The sequence below is a fragment of the Bifidobacterium saguinibicoloris genome (assembly GCF_019331725.1).
GTDB classification, from domain to species: domain Bacteria; phylum Actinomycetota; class Actinomycetes; order Actinomycetales; family Bifidobacteriaceae; genus Bifidobacterium; species Bifidobacterium saguinibicoloris.
The window spans coordinates 1-16,167 of sequence record NZ_JAHBBF010000023.1; the positions used below are offsets into that span (position 1 = coordinate 1).

Here is a 16,167-nt window from a genome sequence, read left to right on the forward strand (position 1 = left end):
GATGCGGGTGAGGAGGGCGGGGCGGGAGGTACGGTCGGGGCTGGTGGTGACGTCGGACTCACCCGAACGGGCGTCGCAATCGGCGCTGTCGGAATCGGCCGGACCGGTGGCGTCGGCCGGACCGACGCGGCCGGACCGACGTCGCATCGCCCACGACGCCGCAGCGACGCACGCGCACACGACGGCCATGGACGCCAGATAGAAGCCCCACCCCCATCGCACGTGCAGGCTGTACGCGACGACGCCACCGAGGCCGGCGACCGCCATCGCGACGACCGGCGCCAGAGCCGCGACCTCGAGCGGGCGGCGACTGCCCGCCGCCACGGCGACGCACGCGCCGGGCAGGTAGAGCCCTGCGAGGATGACCGCCGCCATCGGCGTCACTTCCAGCCATGTGGCAAGCTGCATGCCCACGATCCTTTCGACGATTCGGCTCCCGGACGTCCCGGTTCCGGTATGACGGACTTCAGCATGGCACAGCGGGACGTCAGACGGAACGGAACCCCACGAATCGCCACAAACGTCACAATCCGTGGGTGAGACGCGGAATTGGCACACGGAGTGTGCGTAGCCCATCGCTGGCCGTCGCGGCCTGCGTGGCCTGCGTGGCCCATTGCGGACTCGTCACGGCCTTGGCGGCCAATCGCAGGCTCCGTATAGTCTGTGCGGCCAATCGCGGCCTGCTTGAATCGCCCGCGACACGCCGCGCCACGCCGAAAGATGTGCAAATCCGCGAGCCATGCTATTCTTTCTCAATTGTGTGCTGAGCCCGCTTGTTCAGGGGTTCGGAGAAGCACATGGAGGATTCGCCTAGTGGTCTATGGCGCACGCTTGGAAAGCGTGTTGGTGTAACAGCCTCACGAGTTCGAATCTCGTATCCTCCGCCATCGCCCTTTTCCCACCCAAAGGAAAAGGGCTTTTTCCATACCGCCACCGCACCCGGACCGGCTCAGGGCAATGTGCCGATGTTGCTTCGCAGGTGTTCGATGAATCGTCTGGCCGTCAAGGGGAGCCTGTCGCGGTCGGCGTAGGCGATGGCGATGGTGCGGTCCACGGGCGGGTCGGTGGGACGCAGGACGATCCGGTAGTTGGTGCTGGTGCGGTGGAGGATGAGTTCGGCGAGGATGCTGAAGCCCAATCCGGCCTCGACCATGGTCATGATCGAGTAGTCGTCGTGGATGCGCAGACGCACGTTCGGTTTGAGCCCGACCGATGCGAACGCCTCCAACGGCTCGGAGTAGTGGCCTTCCTCCAGCAGGATCATGGGCTCCTTGGCGAGCGCGGCCAACGGCACACGGTCGAGCGCGGCGAGCGGATGGTCCTGCGGCAGAACGGCGAGCATGGCACCCCGTTTGCTGATGATGGTCTCGACGTCGCGTGCGGCGGCGGGGTTGATGAACCCGAAGTCGATGGTGCCGTTGTGAATCCATTCCTGGATGGTGGTGTAGTCGCCCTGATACAGGACGAACCGCACGTTCGGGTAGCGTTGCTGGAAGCCGCTGATGAGCCCCGGCAGCCAGTGGGCGGAGATGCTGGCGATGGTGCCCATGCGTATCACGCCGGTGTCGAGGCCGAGGATCTCGTCGGTTCGTTCGCGGATGCGCAGGCCGTCCTCCACATAGCGTTCGATGAGCGGGTAGAGCTGGCGCCCCTCCTCGGTGAGCGTGCATCCGCCGCGCTGCCGGTTGAGCAGGGTGACGTCGAGTTCCTTCTCCAGCGATGCGATCATCTGGCTGACGGCCGACTGGCTGCATCGCAGCTCGTCGGCGGCCGCGGAGAAGCTGCCGTATTCGACGATGTGCCGCAGGGCGAGATACCGGTTGTCCATGATTCACCATCATAGGCAGATGCATAAGCATCGCTTATGCAGTCATTAGCGAATTTGATTGTACTTATCGTATGTGGCCTGCATACGATGGCCGCCATCGGACATATCCAGCGCATTCCGGACCGTCCGGCACATGCGTCAGCAGCATCAGCGAAAGAAGGTTCTCCCGATATGGCGTTGACACGTACGTTGAGCACGGCGTTCCGCGCCGCGTTGCCGCCCACTCTGCCGATTGCCGCCGGCTTCCTGTTCTTCGGTGGATCCTATGGGCTGCTCATGCATGCCAAGGGGTTCTCGATCGTGTACCCGCTGGCCATGGGCTACGTCATTTTCGCCGGTTCCATGGAGTTCGTCACCGTGAATCTGTTGTTGTCCACATTCGATCCGTGGGCTGCGTTCCTGCTGGCGATCATGGTCAACGCGCGGCATCTGTTCTATGGCCTGTCGATGTTGGACAAATTTCGCGGATTGGGCTGGAAAAAGCCGTATCTGATCTTCACGATGATCGACGAGACGTTCGCCATCGATTCCAGCGTCCACATTCCGGCATCTGTCGACCGAGGATGGTTCATGATGTTCGTCTCGGCGCTTTGCCGTTCCTACTGGTTCGGTGGAATAGCCGTGGGCTGGCTGGCCGGCGGCGTGCTGCCGTTCGATACCAAAGGTATCGAGTTCGTGCTCGCCGCCTTGTTCCTGTCGATTCTCCTTAAGCAGTGGGACGACGACCGGAATCGGCAAAGGGGCGACGGGAGCCATTCGCGTCCACGATTGGCGATTGCGGATTTCACGGCATCGGCGCGAGCCCATGTGCCCGTATTGGTCGGCTTGCTGGCTTCCGCGGTCTGTCTGGCGCTGTTCGGCCCGGACCGGTTCATGATTCCGACCATGGCGTTGATGCTCGCGGCGTTCCTGATATTGCGTACACGATTGGAGGACGCGGACGATACGAATGGCGCCCGGAAGGGGAAGGAACAATGATGGCCATGACCACGTGGCAGGCCGTTGCGACCATCGCGGCGGTCTCGTTGGGCACCATGCTCACCCGATTCCTGCCGTTCACGCTGTTTCCCGATTCACGCCGCCCGCCCAGGACGGTGACCTATCTCGGCAAGGTTCTGCCACACGCGATGACCGGCCTGTTGGTTGTGTATGCACTCAAGGATGTGTCGCCGTTCTCCGGATCCCATGGGGTTCCGGAGACGATCGCGATCCTTGTGATCGTGCTGCTGCATCGGTGGCGCCATAGCATGCTGGTGTCCGTCGCCGGCGGAACCATCGTGTACATGATGCTCGTCCAGCTGGTGTTCGTCTGACGGGCTTGCGGCTCCCGCCACGTCATGAGCTCATGGCGGGGCATATGACGATCGGTGATGAAAGGCGGTTTGCGGACTATGGCCATACGACAGTATGTGGTGGATGCGTTCACGGATCAGGTGTTCAGGGGCAATCCGGCGGCGGTGTGCCTGCCGGAATCGTGGCCCTCGGACGAACTGATGGCGAATATCGCGATGGAGAACCGGTTCTCCGAGACCGCGTTTGCGGTGCGCGAGCCGGAAGGGTGGCGCCTGCGCTGGTTCACGCCGGGAGGCGAGATCGACCTGTGCGGGCACGCCACGCTCGCCACGGCGTATGTGATGTTCCGGTTCGTGGAGCCGGACGCCGATGTGGTGCGATTCCGCACGATGAGCGGTGTGCTGACCGTGACCCGACGGCGGGGTGACGGGCGTGATGGCGACGACCACGCCGGAGACGTGTTCACGATGGACTTCCCCGCCTTCGACCTCAAGCCCACGCCGGTCACCGACGCGATGGAGCAGGCTCTGGGCACGCGTCCGGCCGAAGCATGGCTCGGCCGCGACCTGCTGTGCGTGATGCCCGACGAGCGGACCGTGCGCAACCTCGATCCCGACCAGGAGCTGCTCAAGGAGCTGCCCGGCCTGCTGACCAACGTCACGGCGGCCGGCGACACGGATTCGGTCTTCGACTGCGTGTCCCGCTCGTTCGCACCGAAGCTCAACGTGCCCGAGGACCCGGTCTGCGGCTCCGGTCACTGCCACATCCTGCCATACTGGAGCAAACACCTCGGCAAGACCGCGCTCACCGCGTATCAGGCCTCGGCGCGTGGCGGCGTCATCCACGCCACGGTCGGCGACGGCCGCGTCAGCCTCGGCGGCGGTGCGGCGCTGTTCTCCATCGGCACCATCCTGCCCGACTGACGTTCCCGCACCGCCAGACCGACCGCATCCTGATGCTCCTTATCGAGTCCGGTCGGAGTACCGTCATCCTCGACGCCCAGATATACCGTGCCGCCATCCGAGTTCGCCAGCGCCACAACCGCATCAAGCAGGTCATCATCGGGCTCTCGGTATACTGCTGTAACCTGTTTTAGTCGGTATCGCCGCGGGGAGGGCAGCGCGGCCGTGTCCGAAGACGATTTCATGGATATCCAGACGGTCTGGTCGCACTTGCCTTGGAGACCGTCGGCGACGAGCGGCATGGCATCGCGCCCTCCGAGGCGTTCTGCATGTGGGTGGACGACGTGAGGGCCGGCCATGACGATCTGGCCTCGGACGATGCCGAGAAATAGGTGAGAATCAGCGTTCGATACCGTACTCGGCGTACATGTAGGCGTCGTATTGGCTGTCGTCGGCGTGCGACGCGTTGTAGTGCGCATCATAATGGTTGCTGTTCTGCATGGTCATCATCGTTCCTTTGTCCGAACCTCGTCCTTGCCGGAATACATCACCGGAATTCGCTGTCGGAATCCGATGTACTCCGCGCGCGTTTCCGCAGGGTGTGTGTTCGGCCACGCGCAGATGAACTCATACCGTCATCATCGTGAATGCGCCGAATCGGAAGACATCGCGATTCTCCCTCGGCGCCTCTCGATGAACCGGCCACCGCGGCACGCCGAACGAGAGCGACACAGATCAAGCGGCAAAGCGGTTAGGTGACACCATCGAGCGTTCCGGGGCCACAGAAACCGACACAACCTGGACCCGGAGCGACAATCCGGGACGTGCACGCGTTCCGGACCACGCCGCAATGGGCCGGAACGCGGAAACAGGCATTCCCCGCACTCCGGGTCCACGAATCGTGCCACCGGAAGACCAATCACCCTCATATTCCCGTTCCGGACCACAACCCCACGGGCCGGAACACGCAGACAGCACCGTTCCCGCACTCCGGGGCCACACAACCGTCGGGGACAGGCGCAAGACATCCCCGGGAGCAACACCTCACGTCAACCCGCAACACCTCACGCCGACCCGCAAACTCACACACGACGACACGCCACCCGCACGACGGACAATGAACGGGCCAAACGAATCACAAGGACGGATAATAGGGACGGACGGAAGGGGGATACCCGACCATTTCGGCACCACGCACGTCGGCCCGGCACCACACAACGCAACGCAACGAAGCACAACCGGAACAACACACACCAACAACACACACCAAACCAACAACACACCAACGAAGGAACCCACATGATCCTCAGACTCGACGAATTCGACAACATGATTGGCCGCTGCTCCTACGCGAACTGCGACGCGATCCGTACCGAATACGATGACGGCACCCCGTACGGCGACGTGTTCGAAGTGGAGGACGACCTGCACGAAGCCGGCTGGGTCACGCCCGACAACGGCGACATCTGGTATTGCCCGCGTCACGCGGCCTTCGGTGACCTCCCGATCATGCAGGTGCGCGAACCCGGGCATTTCACCGCCGCCGATTTCGCGCGCCTGCACGCCGCCGTCTATGGCCAGGCGGTCGGGGACGCGCTGGGCGTGCCCTACGAGTTCAAGACGCGCGACGCATTCGAATGCACCGACATGACCGGGCACGGCACGCACGACCAACCGGCCGGCACGTGGTCGGACGACACGGCGATGATGCTCGCCACGCTCGATTCCCTCGCGGACAACAAGGGCCGCGTCAACCCCAAAGACATGCTCGCCAAGTATCGCGCGTGGATCACGGACGGCGCGTACACGCCGGACGGCACCGTCTTCGACGTGGGCAACACCACCTCCCGCGCGCTCGCCACCGGCCATGGCGGCATCGGCGAGCGCGACAACGGCAACGGCTCGCTGATGCGCATCCTGCCGTTGGCGTTCGTCGATTGTTCCGACGACGACGTCCGTGCGGCGAGCGCCGTCACGCACGCGCATCGGATCAGCACGGAGGCGTGCGTGCGGTTCGTGCGCATCGCCCGTATCCTGCTTGCCGACGGCGCCGCGTTTTCGCGTACGGAGGTGTGCCGGGAGGCCGGCCTGATCGACGACCTGCGGTTCAGGAAGCGTCGTGAGGTGTCGTCCGGCGGGTTCGTGCTCGATACGCTGCAGGCGGCGTTGTGGTGTCTGGTCAATACGGCCAGCTTCCGCGACTGCGTGCTGGCGGCGGTGAATCTGGGTGGCGACACCGATACGACGGCCGCGGTCGCCGGCGGTCTGGCGGGTCTCGTGTACGGCGACGACGGCAACCCGTGGGAGGGTGAGATGCGCGGCGCCGACTTGTTGGAGTCGTTGGTCGCGAAGGCCGCGGTGTCGCTGCCGGGGCTGCATCCCCGCGTGTGGCGCGATGCGGCCGTACGTAAGGAGCGGGAGGCCGCCCGAAAGATGGATGCGGGCGTGCGCAAGCTGGTTGCGCTTGCGCCGCGTTTCGAGGAGGCGTGGGAGGAAGGCCGCAAGCTGTATGACGATTCCCACACGACGGACCGCGACGAGAACGGCGATTTCGTCTATCGCGGCGTCCGCTACGATCCGTTGGTCGACGAATGGTGGCATGCGGTGTACGAGGCGTGGGGCAATCGCGGCGACTACCATGACGTCCTCGAGGAACTCGGTCTTGAGGATCCGCGGGAGCGTGCCGAGTTCTACCGGGACGGCGACTTCGACACACTTGACTTGGATTCGACGCTCACGCTGCTGCTGTTCCCCACTCGTGAGGAGCGGTTCGGCGACGGCGCGTTGTGCTGGTATCTCGACAATGGTGCGATTCTGCGTCTGTTGCGTCATCTGACGGATTTCGATTCCGATTCCGACGCCGAGTGACGCGCGTTCCCTTCCGGTAGGTTGCGTGGCGCCGTCGGCGCCACGCGACCTACCGGCCGATCGGGAATCGGACGTGCGCGACGGCCCCGACTTGCGCGATGCGCGACCGCATGGCATGATGTACAGGTTGCCCGACGAGGCCAGACCGGACAGACCGTTCGGAAGCCGGCCGGGAAGGCGACGGCATGACGGTCACCGTCGCGCCCCGATAGCTCAGTGGTAGAGCACTTCCTTGGTAAGGAAGAGGTCGTGAGTCCAATTCTCACTCGGGGCTCTCCGAAAGGAAACCAACTACGCCCCTGTAGCTCAGTTGGTTAGAGCAGCTGACTCTTAATCAGCGTGTCCAGGGTTCGAATCCCTGCGGGGGCACAATCAAGGCCGGAACCGAAAGGTTCCGGCCTTGTGCGTTCCACGTCGATTTCGGCGTCCATCGGATTCGGCGTCCGCCAGGTTCGCGCGTCGCTTGGCCGACGCAACCAACCCGGCCAGCGCCTACTTGGTCGGCACCTTGCCTTCCTGGGCGTGGTCGAACTGCGGCACGTTCTTCGCGTCGAACTTGTACACGCCGATGTTGGCTGAGCTCGGATCGTTGCTGGAGTTGAACGGCCCGATGCCGGTCACGCCCTTGTAGTGGATGCTCTTGCCGGACTTGAGCAGCGTGAGACAGTCCTTGTACGTGCCGCATTCGGTGCCGCCGTCCGCGCCGGAGACGGCCGCCATGTTCTTCTGGATGGTTGCGCCGTCGGCGCTGCCGCCCTTCTGCGCGGCGAGCGCGGCGAGGATGATGCCGTCGTACGTTTCGGCGGCGTAGGTGAAGGTGTCGATGTCCTTGCCGTACGCGTCGAGGAGCTTCTTCTGGAAGTCGTCGGAGGCCTGGACGCCCGGGATGGTGCCTTTGGAGCCTTCGAGGATGCCCGCGTCGAGTTCCTTCGAATAGTCGGAGGTGTTGCCGTCGACGAAGTACAGCTTGTGGGTGTCGACGCCCTGCGACGCGAGTTCCTTGAGCAGCGGCTTGGTCTGGTCGAACGCGATGACGGCGACCGCGTCCGGTTTGGCGGCTTTGATGGCGGTGACGATGGAGGAGAAGTTCGTTTCGGTGGGGTCGAACGCGTCCTTCTCGCCGTAGACGACGTTCACGCCGGCGTCTTCGACGGTCTTGACGACGGTGTCGCGCAGTCCGGTGCCGTATTCGTCGTTGAAGACCGCGATGGCGAGGTTCTTCACGCCATCCTGTGCGATGACCTGGCCGAGCACAGTGCCTTGCACGGTGTCCGGCGGGACGGTGCGGAAGAAGTAGGGGCTCAGGCCGGAGAAGTCGGAGCTGGTGGCGCCCATGGAGAGCATGGGGATCTTCTGTTCGGTGATGGTCTTGTACACGTTCTTGACGACGGCGCTGGAGGCGGGGCCGATGACGAACGACGGGTTCTTCGAGAGCACGGATTGCACGGCGGACGTGTTCTGGTCGGCATGGTCCGCGTCGGAGGTGTCGGCGTCGGTGGTGGTCACGTCCTTGCCGAGGACGCCGCCGGCCGCGTTGATGTCGCCGACGGCGAGTTTTTCGGCGGCGAGCTCCGGCGGCGCCAGGTAGGCGAGCGAGCCGGTTTCCGGCCATAGGCCGGCGAGGACGAACGCGTCCTTCTTGCCGCCGCTTGCGTTGCCGCTGCTGGAGCTCGATGTGCTGCCGCAGCCGGCGAGTGCCATGACCGTGGCGGCGACGACCGCCGTGGCCGTGTACAGGATGTGCTTGTTGCTGTTCATGATTGCTTCCTCTCTCTGGCGAATATGAACATGCGTTGATGTGTGTTGAGTTGAGAAACGCCGAAGACACGCCATCATGGGCGACGTGTGCGGAGACGCCCGTCCAAGGGCGAAGGCGTGCTTCAGCACGTCGAGCGCCGAGGAAAGGGCGTATACGCTCCGTCACCGGCCTTCGTCTTGGACTTCCTGTTCAAGGTTGCCCAAATACAGGGAGATGACCTTCGGATCGTTGAGCAGGTCGCGTCCGCGTCCGGAGTAGGCGTTGCGTCCTTGGTCGAGCACGTAGCCGCGGTCGCAGATCTGCAGGCAGCGGCGGGCGTTCTGTTCGACGATGATGACGGAGACGCCGGCTTTGTTGACTTGGCGTACGCGGATGAAGGTTTCGTCCTGGAGCATGGGCGACAGGCCTGCGGAGGGCTCGTCGAGGAGCAGAACGGATGGGTTCATCATGAGCGCGCGGGCCATGGCGACCATCTGGCGTTCGCCGCCGGACAGGGATCCGGCGAGCTGGTCTTTGCGCTCCCCCAATCGGGGGAAGATGGAGCACACGTAGTCGAAGCGTTCGTTGAATTTCTTCGGCGCCTGGTAGGCGCCCATGTGCATGTTCTCCGCGATGGTGAGCGAGGGGAACACGTTTTCAGTCTGGGGGACGAATCCGACACCGAGGGAGACGAGCTTGTCGGCCCTGAGGTTGGTGATGTCCTCGCCTTTCAGGATCAGGTGTCCGGAGTGGATGTGGACGAGTCCGAACAACGATTTGAGGAGCGTGGATTTGCCGGCGCCGTTGGGGCCGATGATGCCGACGATCTCGCCTTGGTGGAGGGTGAGGGATGCGCCGTTGAGGATGTTGACGCCGGGGATGTATCCGGCGACGAGGTCGACGGCGTCGAGCAGCGGCTCGCCTTCGGGTTCGCCCACGTGGATTTCGGAGCGCGGACGGGCGTCCGCGACGGGTTCGTCGGAGGTGGTGGGTTCCAGCGTTGTGGTGTCGGTCATCGCGTCTCTCCTTTCTTTTCGATGTCGCCGGATTCGGCGTCTTCGACGACGGAGTCGTCGCCGAGGTCGATGTTGGCGTGCGCGCCGAGGTACGCGTCGATGACGGCGGGGTCGTTCATGACGCTCTTGGGTTGGCCTTCGGCGACGATCTTGCCTTCGGCCATGACGGTGACCCAGTCGGCGATGTGGCGGACCATGTTGATGTCGTGTTCGACGAACAGCACGGTGGTGCCTTCCTCGCGCAGCGACATGATGTGGTCGAGGAGCGACTGCTTCAATGCCGGGTTGACGCCGGCCATCGGCTCGTCGAGCATGACGAGCTGCGGGTCGCTCATGAGCGCGCGCGCCATTTCGAGGAGCTTGCGTTGGCCGCCGGAGAGCGAGCCGGCGAAATCGTTCTTCTTCTTGATGAGCAGGAAGCGTTCGAGCAGCGCTTCGGCTTTTTCGATGTTCGCTTTCTCCTGCTTCTTCCATAGGCCGGGCACAAGTGCGCGGAACAGGCCTTCGCCGGGTTGGACGGGCGCGCCGAGGAGCATGTTGTCGAGCACGGTGAGGCGGCTCATCACCTTGGTGAGCTGGAAGGTGCGGACCATGCCCATGCGGGCCACCTGTTCGGGGTGGACGTGGGCGAGGTCCTTGCCGTCGAACTGCCAGCTGCCGGTGTTGGGGGTGTCGAAGCCGGTCATGAGGTTGAAGAACGTGGTCTTGCCGGCGCCGTTGGGGCCGATGAGCGCGGTGATGCCGTGCCGTTCGATTTCGAAGTGCTTGACGTCCACTGCGGTCATGCCGCCGAACCTGCGGACGACGTTGTCGGCCACGAGGATCGGGTCGGGCTTGTGGACGCCGGGCTTGTTGTCCACGAACTTGAGGTCCTCCTGGACCTTGTCGCCGTAGGCGGTGGAGATGAGCTTCTCCCCCTCCGGCGCCTTGGTGGCCCATTGGGCGAGGTCGTGGAAGGGTTTGCCGGGGGCGGTGGGGTTCACGTCGGCTTCGGACAGGTTGCCGGGCGTCACGCCGGCGACGGTCTCGACGTCGTCCGTGGCGGATGCGGCGGACGCGGCGGACGCGTTTCTGGTTTCGGGCTTGTGCTCACGCATTGAAGGCCAACTCCTTTCGGTCTCCCAGCAGGCCTTGCGGTCTGAAGATCACCAGGCACATCAGTGCGACGCCGACGATCACCCATCCGAGGGATTCGACCTGGTTGGAGGAAATAACGGTTTCGGGGATGGCGCCGCGCATCAGCTCCTTGACGAAGGTGAGCAGCACCCACAGCAGGCAGGAGCCGAGGATCGGGCCGAAGATGGTGGCGGCGCCGCCGAGCAGCAGGATGGTCCACGCGTAGAAGGTGACGGCGCGGCCGAGGGAATCGGGCTGCACGGAACGCGGCAGGACGAAGATGATACCGCCGAGCGCGCCGAAGATGCCGCCGATGATGAGCGCCTGCATCTTGTACGTGGTGACGTTCTTGCCGAGCGAGCGGATGGCGTTCTCGTCCTCGCGGATGCCTTTGAGTACGCGGCCCCACGGGGAGTGGAACCAGCGCCAGCACAGGAGCAGGGCGATGGCGACGAGCGCCCAGCCGACGATGCGCAGCCACCAGGAGTTCGCGATGTTGTTCGAATACGTCCACAGCAGGAACGTGGTGGAGCCTTCGGGCAGGGGCGAAAGGGATTCGAACCGTTCGGTGAAGTCCTGCGGGGAGATGCCGGCGGAGCCGCCGGTGAGGTTCGTCAACGCGGTGGACCGTCCGATGATGCGGATGATCTCGGCGGCGGCCAGCGTGACCATGGCCAGATAGTCGGGGCCGAGTTTGAGCGTGGGGATGCCGAGCAGGAGCGCGTAGATCACGGCGAGCGCGATGGCGGCGCAGACGGAGGCGAACAGGTTCGCCCCCATCATCTGCGTGATGGCGAAGCCGTAGGCTCCGAGGAGCATGAAGCCCGCCTGTCCCATGTTCATCAGGCCGGTCATGCCGAAGTGGATGTTGAGGCCGATGGCGGCGAGCGCGTATGCGGCCGTGGTGGGGGCGAGGAGCTCGCCCAGCGTGTTGGTGATGATGGTCATGAAGTCCATGTCTCAGCCCACCCTTTGCTGTTTGCCGAAGATGCCCTGCGGACGGACCAGCAGGACGATGATGAGGATTGCCAGCGCGCTGGCGTAACGCATGTCGCTGGGGATGATGAGCGAGCTCGTGTCCGCGACGATGCCGATGATGAGGGAGCCGACGAGCGCGCCGTTGGCGGTGCCGAGACCGCCGAGGGTGACGGCCGCGAACATGAGGAGCAGCAGCGTGGCGCCGGTGTTCCAGGAGATGCCGTTGAGGTAGACGCCGAGGAGCACGCCGGACAGGGCGGCCATCGCGCAGGAGATGATCCAGACGATGCGCACCACCTGCTCCACGTTGATGCCGGATGCGGCGGCGAGCGCGGAGTTGTCGGAGACGGCTCGCGTGGCGCGGCCGAGGCGGGTCTTGTAGAGGAAGAGACTGACGCCCACGATGGCCACGATGGCGATGCCCGCGGAGACGAGGGTGGGCATGTCCGTGGTGATGGGTCCTATCTGGAAGCTGTCGGGCACGGATTTGACGATGCCTTTGATGTCGCCTCCGAAGAAGAACTGGAAGAGGTATTGGAGCGCCATGGACAGGCCGATGGTGACGATCATCTGCTGCATGGTGCCGACGCGCTTGCGCCTGAGCGGCGCCCAGACGATCTCGTTCTGGATCCAGCCGGTGAGGCCGCCGATGACGATCGCGAAGATCGCGGCGGGCACGAGCGGCCAGTGGAGGATCTGCGTGCCGACGAACGCCATGAGGCCGCCGAGCGTGACCTGCTCGCCGTGGGAGAAGGAGCTCAGACCGGTGGTGCCGTAGACGAGGTTCATGCCCACGCTCATGAGGCCGAGCATGAGGCCGAAGATGACGCCGGAGTAGAGCTGCTGCCAGAATCGGGCGCCGAGGTTGGCGCCGAGCGAGGAGCCGTCCCCACTGGAGGAGCCGGTGGAACCGCTGGAACCGGAGGCCGTCGAACCGGACGTCGAACCGCTCTTGCCGGATGCGCCGCCGCTGGTATCGGAGGGCGCGGGCTTGTCGAATCGGACGACCTGGCGGGCCGCGTCGAAGCTGTTCTTCTCGACCTTCACGGTGGCGGTGGCGGCCTTGAGCCCGTGCTCCTTGGCGACGGATTCGTCCATGCTCACGGTGTAGGAGCCGTCCTTGCCGACGCTGAACGCCCAGTCACCGTTCGCGTCGGTGGTGGTGGTCGCCTCTTCGGTGCCGCTCAGGGTGATGGTCACGCCGGCGATGGGCTTTTTGGAGGCGTCCTGCAGGATGCCGTTGACGCAGCCGTTGGTGGCGGAGGGGTTGCACGTGGGTACCGCTTCGGCCGCCATGGCTTGGTTGGGTGGAATGAAACAGAACGCCATCAGCAGGATCAACGCCGTAAACAGCAGCAATCCCATTCGATGACGCCGTTGGTTTGATTGCACGGCTGTCATAATGGATGTCCTCTCTGGATGTGGTTCATAACCTAGAGAGGCAATGGGCGCGCGCCGTTGCGCTGCCGTTTCTCTTGCGTTACCGTGCGCCCGGCATGTTACCGGCGCATGTCACCAGAGGCGGTTTTCCGCCCGTTCCGGCCGATTTCCGGCATGACGGGACGATAGTCGGCAGTAGGCGTCACCTCGTTTTTTTGTCGAGCATGTTACGTCGTGTGGTATTTCGTCACGTTGCGTGACGCAACGGACGCGATTCCGGCTGGAACCGTCTGCGTTTCGCGCGACGACGTGTGGGTTCGACGCACGTCGGACGCCATCGGTCGCCATCGGACCGACAGGACGGCCGACGGAACGTCAGTGCCCGAGCGACCCGATCCACCAACCGGCGGCGACGCACAGCAGCGGCACGAGAATCGTCGCCGCGATGTACGACGCGGCCGTCGCGAACTTGCGGGTGCGCAACAGCGACACCATCTCGTTGATGGCGGTGGAGAACGTGGAAAAACCACCGAGTAAGCCGGTGACGAACAGCAGATAGACGTTGTGGTCCACGGCGTTCGTCGCGTAGGCCGCGGCGGCGATGCCGGCGCAGAACGTGGCGATCACGTTGATGATGAACGTGGACATGGGGAACGCGCGCGCCCACCAACGCTGCACCGACGTGTTCACCACGAAACGGGTCATCGCCCCCAAACCGCCGCACAGGCTCACCAACAGGAACGTCATCGCGACACCTCCCCATCGGCGTGGGACGGAACGTGCCGCTCCCGGCCGTCACGGTCGTCGTCGCGCACGCCGCCGGTAATCGGATCGCCCACGGTGGGAATCTCGTCGGTGATGGGCGCAGGCTCGAACGCGGGCGCAAGCGGCGTGCCGACGGACGCGGCATCGGAAGCGGCGGACGGCAACGGCTGGCCGTAATCGCCTTGCGGCGGCGTGGACGCCTTGATCTCGACGGGACCGAACGCGGCGTCGCCCACCGCGATCGGCTTGTCGGCGAGCGCGACGCCGTCGACGTCGCGTTTGGGCGCGGCGTGCGCCGGCCCCTCGCCGGACGCGGCGGCCACGGCCTGCGCCACCACATGCGCGGAACGGCGGGAGGCGAGCGCCAGCGCGACCTTCACGCCGGCCGCGGCGACCAGCAGACCCACGGCGAAACTGAACAGCATGTAGAACAGGAAGCCGGCGATCTGCCCCTGATGGATGGCGGTGAGCTCCTCGATGACCATGGCGGACAGGGTGGAGAAACCACCGCACATGCCCATGCCCACGCCGCGCGACGTGAGCTGACGCACGCGCTTGCGGATCCACGAAGCCTGGGACATGTACGCGGTGAGCGCGGCGAAAATGAAGCAGGCCAGCATGTTCGCGGTGAACGTGGCCGTATGGAACGCGCTGAGGAACCCCCGCTCCGCGGCCGGCGTGGGCATGAGCAGGGACAGGCCGTAGCGCATTGCGGTGCCGACGAAGCCTCCGACGAACACCACGAGATAGATCATGCCGTCCGCAAGCGGGTTGAACTGCGCCTGCACACGCTTGGCGGGGGCGAGCGGGATGCGCGGCGGTTCGGCCGCGGCCGCGGCACCCGTGGGGCGCGGGGACGCCGTCGCGTACGAACGGGCGTGCGCGGCGGTCATCTCCTGCGTGGTGGGATCAGGTTCGGCGAAATATTCAGGCATGGGTTCGTCCGGTCGTTGCGGATTCGATCACCAGTCGCCAGTCGATGAGACAGGACGACCGTCAGTCGATGAGCGAGTGGACGGAGATGATGTGGTCGCGCTGCGGGCCGGTGCCGATCGCGGAGATACGGCAGTTGCTGAGCTCCTCGAGACGCTTCACGTACGCCTGGCAGGTGGCGGGCAGCTCGTCGAACGTATGGCAGTTGGAGATGTCCTCGGTCCAGCCGGGCATGGTCTCGTAGATCGGCTTGGCGGCGGCGAACGCGGCCTGGTCGGTCGGCATGTCGTCGTGACGGACGCCGTTCACGTCGTACGCCACGCAGATCGGGATCTCCTTGAGACCGGTGAGCACGTCCAGCTTGGTGAGGACGAGGTCGGTCAGGCCGTTGACCTGGCTGGCGTAGCGGTTGACGACCGCATCGAACCAGCCGCAGCGGCGCGGACGGCCGGTGGTCACACCGAACTCGTGGCCCTGCTGACGCAGCCACTCGCCGGACTCGTCGAACAGCTCGGTGGGGAACGGGCCCTCGCCCACGCGGGTCACGTACGCCTTGGAGACGCCGACCACGCGGGTGATCTTGGTGGGGCCCACGCCGGTGCCGGTGCAGGCGCCGCCGGCGGTCGGGTTGGAGGAGGTGACGAACGGGTAGGTGCCGTGGTCCACATCGAGCATGGTGGCCTGGGCGCCCTCGAACAGGACGGTCTTGCCCTCGTCGAGCGCCTTGTTGAGGATCAGGCCGGTGTTGGCCACGTACGGCTTGAGACGCTCGCCAAGCTTGAGCAGCTCCTCGGTGGTCTGGTCCACGTCGATGGCGCGGCGGTTGTACAGCTTGACGAGGATCTGGTTCTTCTGGTGGAGGCTGGCCTCGACCTTGTCGTGCAGGTGGTCGACGTTGAACAGGTCGTGCACGCGGATACCGACGCGGTTAATCTTGTCCGCGTAGGCCGGGCCGATGCCGCGGCCGGTGGTGCCGATCTTGTGCTTGCCGAGGAAGCGCTCGGTGACCTTGTCGAGCGTGCGGTGGTACGGCGCGATGATGTGCGCCGCCTCGCTCACCTTGAGGTGGGAGCAGTCGATGCCGCGGGCCTCGAGGCCGTCGATCTCCTCGAACAGGACCTCCGGGTCGACGACGACGCCGTTGCCGATGACCGGGGTGAGGTTCGGGTTGATGATGCCGGAGGGCAGCAGGTGCAGCGCGTAGGACTCGTCGCCCACGACCACGCTGTGGCCGGCGTTGTTGCCGCCGTTGAAACGGGCCACGAAGTCGACCTTCGTGCCGATAAGGTCCGTGGCCTTACCCTTGCCTTCGTCTCCCCACTGGGCGCCGATAAGAACGATTCCAGGCAT

At 64.8% G+C, this 16,167-nt stretch carries 14 protein-coding genes, 3 tRNA genes and 1 pseudogene; 7 read left to right on the forward strand and 11 right to left on the reverse strand.

Annotated elements, in window-relative coordinates:
• A partial coding sequence (locus tag KIH78_RS10080; RefSeq protein WP_219132247.1) for a DUF6541 family protein occupies nt 1–408 on the reverse strand: 408 nt, incomplete at its 3' end.
• A gap of 391 nt (nt 409–799) precedes the next feature.
• Between KIH78_RS10080 and KIH78_RS10085 the strand changes: the two genes are divergently transcribed.
• Nucleotides 800–887: transfer RNA gene (locus tag KIH78_RS10085), tRNA-Ser, on the forward strand.
• A 62-nt stretch (nt 888–949) separates the two neighbouring features.
• Here the strand turns inward: KIH78_RS10085 and KIH78_RS10090 are convergent.
• Nucleotides 950–1,828 carry a LysR family transcriptional regulator gene (locus KIH78_RS10090; RefSeq protein WP_219132248.1) on the reverse strand — a complete coding sequence of 293 codons (879 nt, stop codon included), beginning with the start codon at nt 1,826–1,828 and terminating at the stop codon, nt 950–952.
• An 87-nt stretch (nt 1,829–1,915) separates the two neighbouring features.
• Here KIH78_RS10090 and KIH78_RS10095 point away from each other — a divergent pair, with 87 nt between their 5' ends.
• The 3 genes from KIH78_RS10095 (at nt 1,916) to KIH78_RS10105 (ending at nt 4,044) form a co-directional block, all read left to right on the forward strand.
• Complete coding sequence (locus KIH78_RS10095) at nt 1,916–2,806, forward strand: AzlC family ABC transporter permease (RefSeq protein ID WP_236034582.1); 891 nt, start codon at nt 1,916–1,918, stop codon at nt 2,804–2,806.
• On the forward strand, nt 2,806–3,141 hold the full coding sequence (locus KIH78_RS10100; protein ID WP_214315047.1) for a branched-chain amino acid transporter permease: 336 nt from the start codon (nt 2,806–2,808) through the stop codon (nt 3,139–3,141). The genes KIH78_RS10095 and KIH78_RS10100 overlap by 1 nt, the downstream gene beginning before the upstream one ends.
• Before the next feature lie 78 nt (nt 3,142–3,219).
• Nucleotides 3,220–4,044 (forward strand): PhzF family phenazine biosynthesis protein, encoded by an 825-nt coding sequence (locus KIH78_RS10105; RefSeq protein WP_219132249.1) that lies wholly within the window; start codon nt 3,220–3,222, stop codon nt 4,042–4,044.
• A gap of 11 nt (nt 4,045–4,055) precedes the next feature.
• Here KIH78_RS10105 and KIH78_RS10110 read toward each other — a convergent pair.
• Nucleotides 4,056–4,241: pseudogene (locus tag KIH78_RS10110) on the reverse strand (AlbA family DNA-binding domain-containing protein); the annotation flags it as partial.
• Between the two features lie 1,081 nt (nt 4,242–5,322).
• Here KIH78_RS10110 and KIH78_RS10115 point away from each other — a divergent pair.
• From KIH78_RS10115 to KIH78_RS10125, 3 genes are all read left to right on the forward strand, one after another.
• Nucleotides 5,323–6,891: an ADP-ribosylglycohydrolase family protein gene (locus KIH78_RS10115; protein ID WP_219132250.1), complete on the forward strand. Its 1,569-nt coding sequence runs from the start codon at nt 5,323–5,325 to the stop codon at nt 6,889–6,891.
• A 202-nt stretch (nt 6,892–7,093) separates the two neighbouring features.
• Nucleotides 7,094–7,165, forward strand: a tRNA-Thr gene (locus KIH78_RS10120).
• A 21-nt stretch (nt 7,166–7,186) separates the two neighbouring features.
• A tRNA-Lys gene (locus KIH78_RS10125) sits at nt 7,187–7,260 on the forward strand.
• 123 nt (nt 7,261–7,383) lie between these two features.
• Here the strand turns inward: KIH78_RS10125 and KIH78_RS10130 are convergent.
• The 8 genes from KIH78_RS10130 to KIH78_RS10165 all read right to left on the reverse strand — a co-directional run bounded on the left by KIH78_RS10130 (nt 7,384) and on the right by KIH78_RS10165 (nt 16,167).
• Nucleotides 7,384–8,649: an ABC transporter substrate-binding protein gene (locus KIH78_RS10130; protein ID WP_219132251.1), complete on the reverse strand. Its 1,266-nt coding sequence runs from the start codon at nt 8,647–8,649 to the stop codon at nt 7,384–7,386.
• A 162-nt stretch (nt 8,650–8,811) separates the two neighbouring features.
• Nucleotides 8,812–9,645 (reverse strand): ABC transporter ATP-binding protein, encoded by an 834-nt coding sequence (locus KIH78_RS10135; protein ID WP_219132252.1) that lies wholly within the window; start codon nt 9,643–9,645, stop codon nt 8,812–8,814.
• Nucleotides 9,642–10,742 carry an ABC transporter ATP-binding protein gene (locus KIH78_RS10140; protein WP_236034583.1) on the reverse strand — a complete coding sequence of 367 codons (1,101 nt, stop codon included), beginning with the start codon at nt 10,740–10,742 and terminating at the stop codon, nt 9,642–9,644. The genes KIH78_RS10135 and KIH78_RS10140 overlap by 4 nt, the downstream gene beginning before the upstream one ends.
• On the reverse strand, nt 10,735–11,718 hold the full coding sequence (locus KIH78_RS10145; RefSeq protein ID WP_214315036.1) for a branched-chain amino acid ABC transporter permease: 984 nt from the start codon (nt 11,716–11,718) through the stop codon (nt 10,735–10,737). Before KIH78_RS10145 ends, KIH78_RS10140 begins: the two co-directional genes overlap by 8 nt.
• Nucleotides 11,719–11,721: 3 nt before the next feature.
• Entirely contained in the window at nt 11,722–13,104 is a 1,383-nt protein-coding gene (locus KIH78_RS10150) for a branched-chain amino acid ABC transporter permease (protein ID WP_420830159.1), read from the reverse strand.
• Nucleotides 13,105–13,494: 390 nt separating this feature from the next.
• Nucleotides 13,495–13,866 (reverse strand): fluoride efflux transporter FluC, encoded by a 372-nt coding sequence (locus KIH78_RS10155; RefSeq protein ID WP_219132253.1) that lies wholly within the window; start codon nt 13,864–13,866, stop codon nt 13,495–13,497.
• Nucleotides 13,863–14,819: a fluoride efflux transporter FluC gene (locus KIH78_RS10160; RefSeq protein WP_219132254.1), complete on the reverse strand. Its 957-nt coding sequence runs from the start codon at nt 14,817–14,819 to the stop codon at nt 13,863–13,865. The genes KIH78_RS10155 and KIH78_RS10160 overlap by 4 nt, the downstream gene beginning before the upstream one ends.
• Nucleotides 14,820–14,880: 61 nt before the next feature.
• Nucleotides 14,881–16,167 carry an adenylosuccinate synthase gene (locus KIH78_RS10165; RefSeq protein ID WP_219132255.1) on the reverse strand — a complete coding sequence of 429 codons (1,287 nt, stop codon included), beginning with the start codon at nt 16,165–16,167 and terminating at the stop codon, nt 14,881–14,883.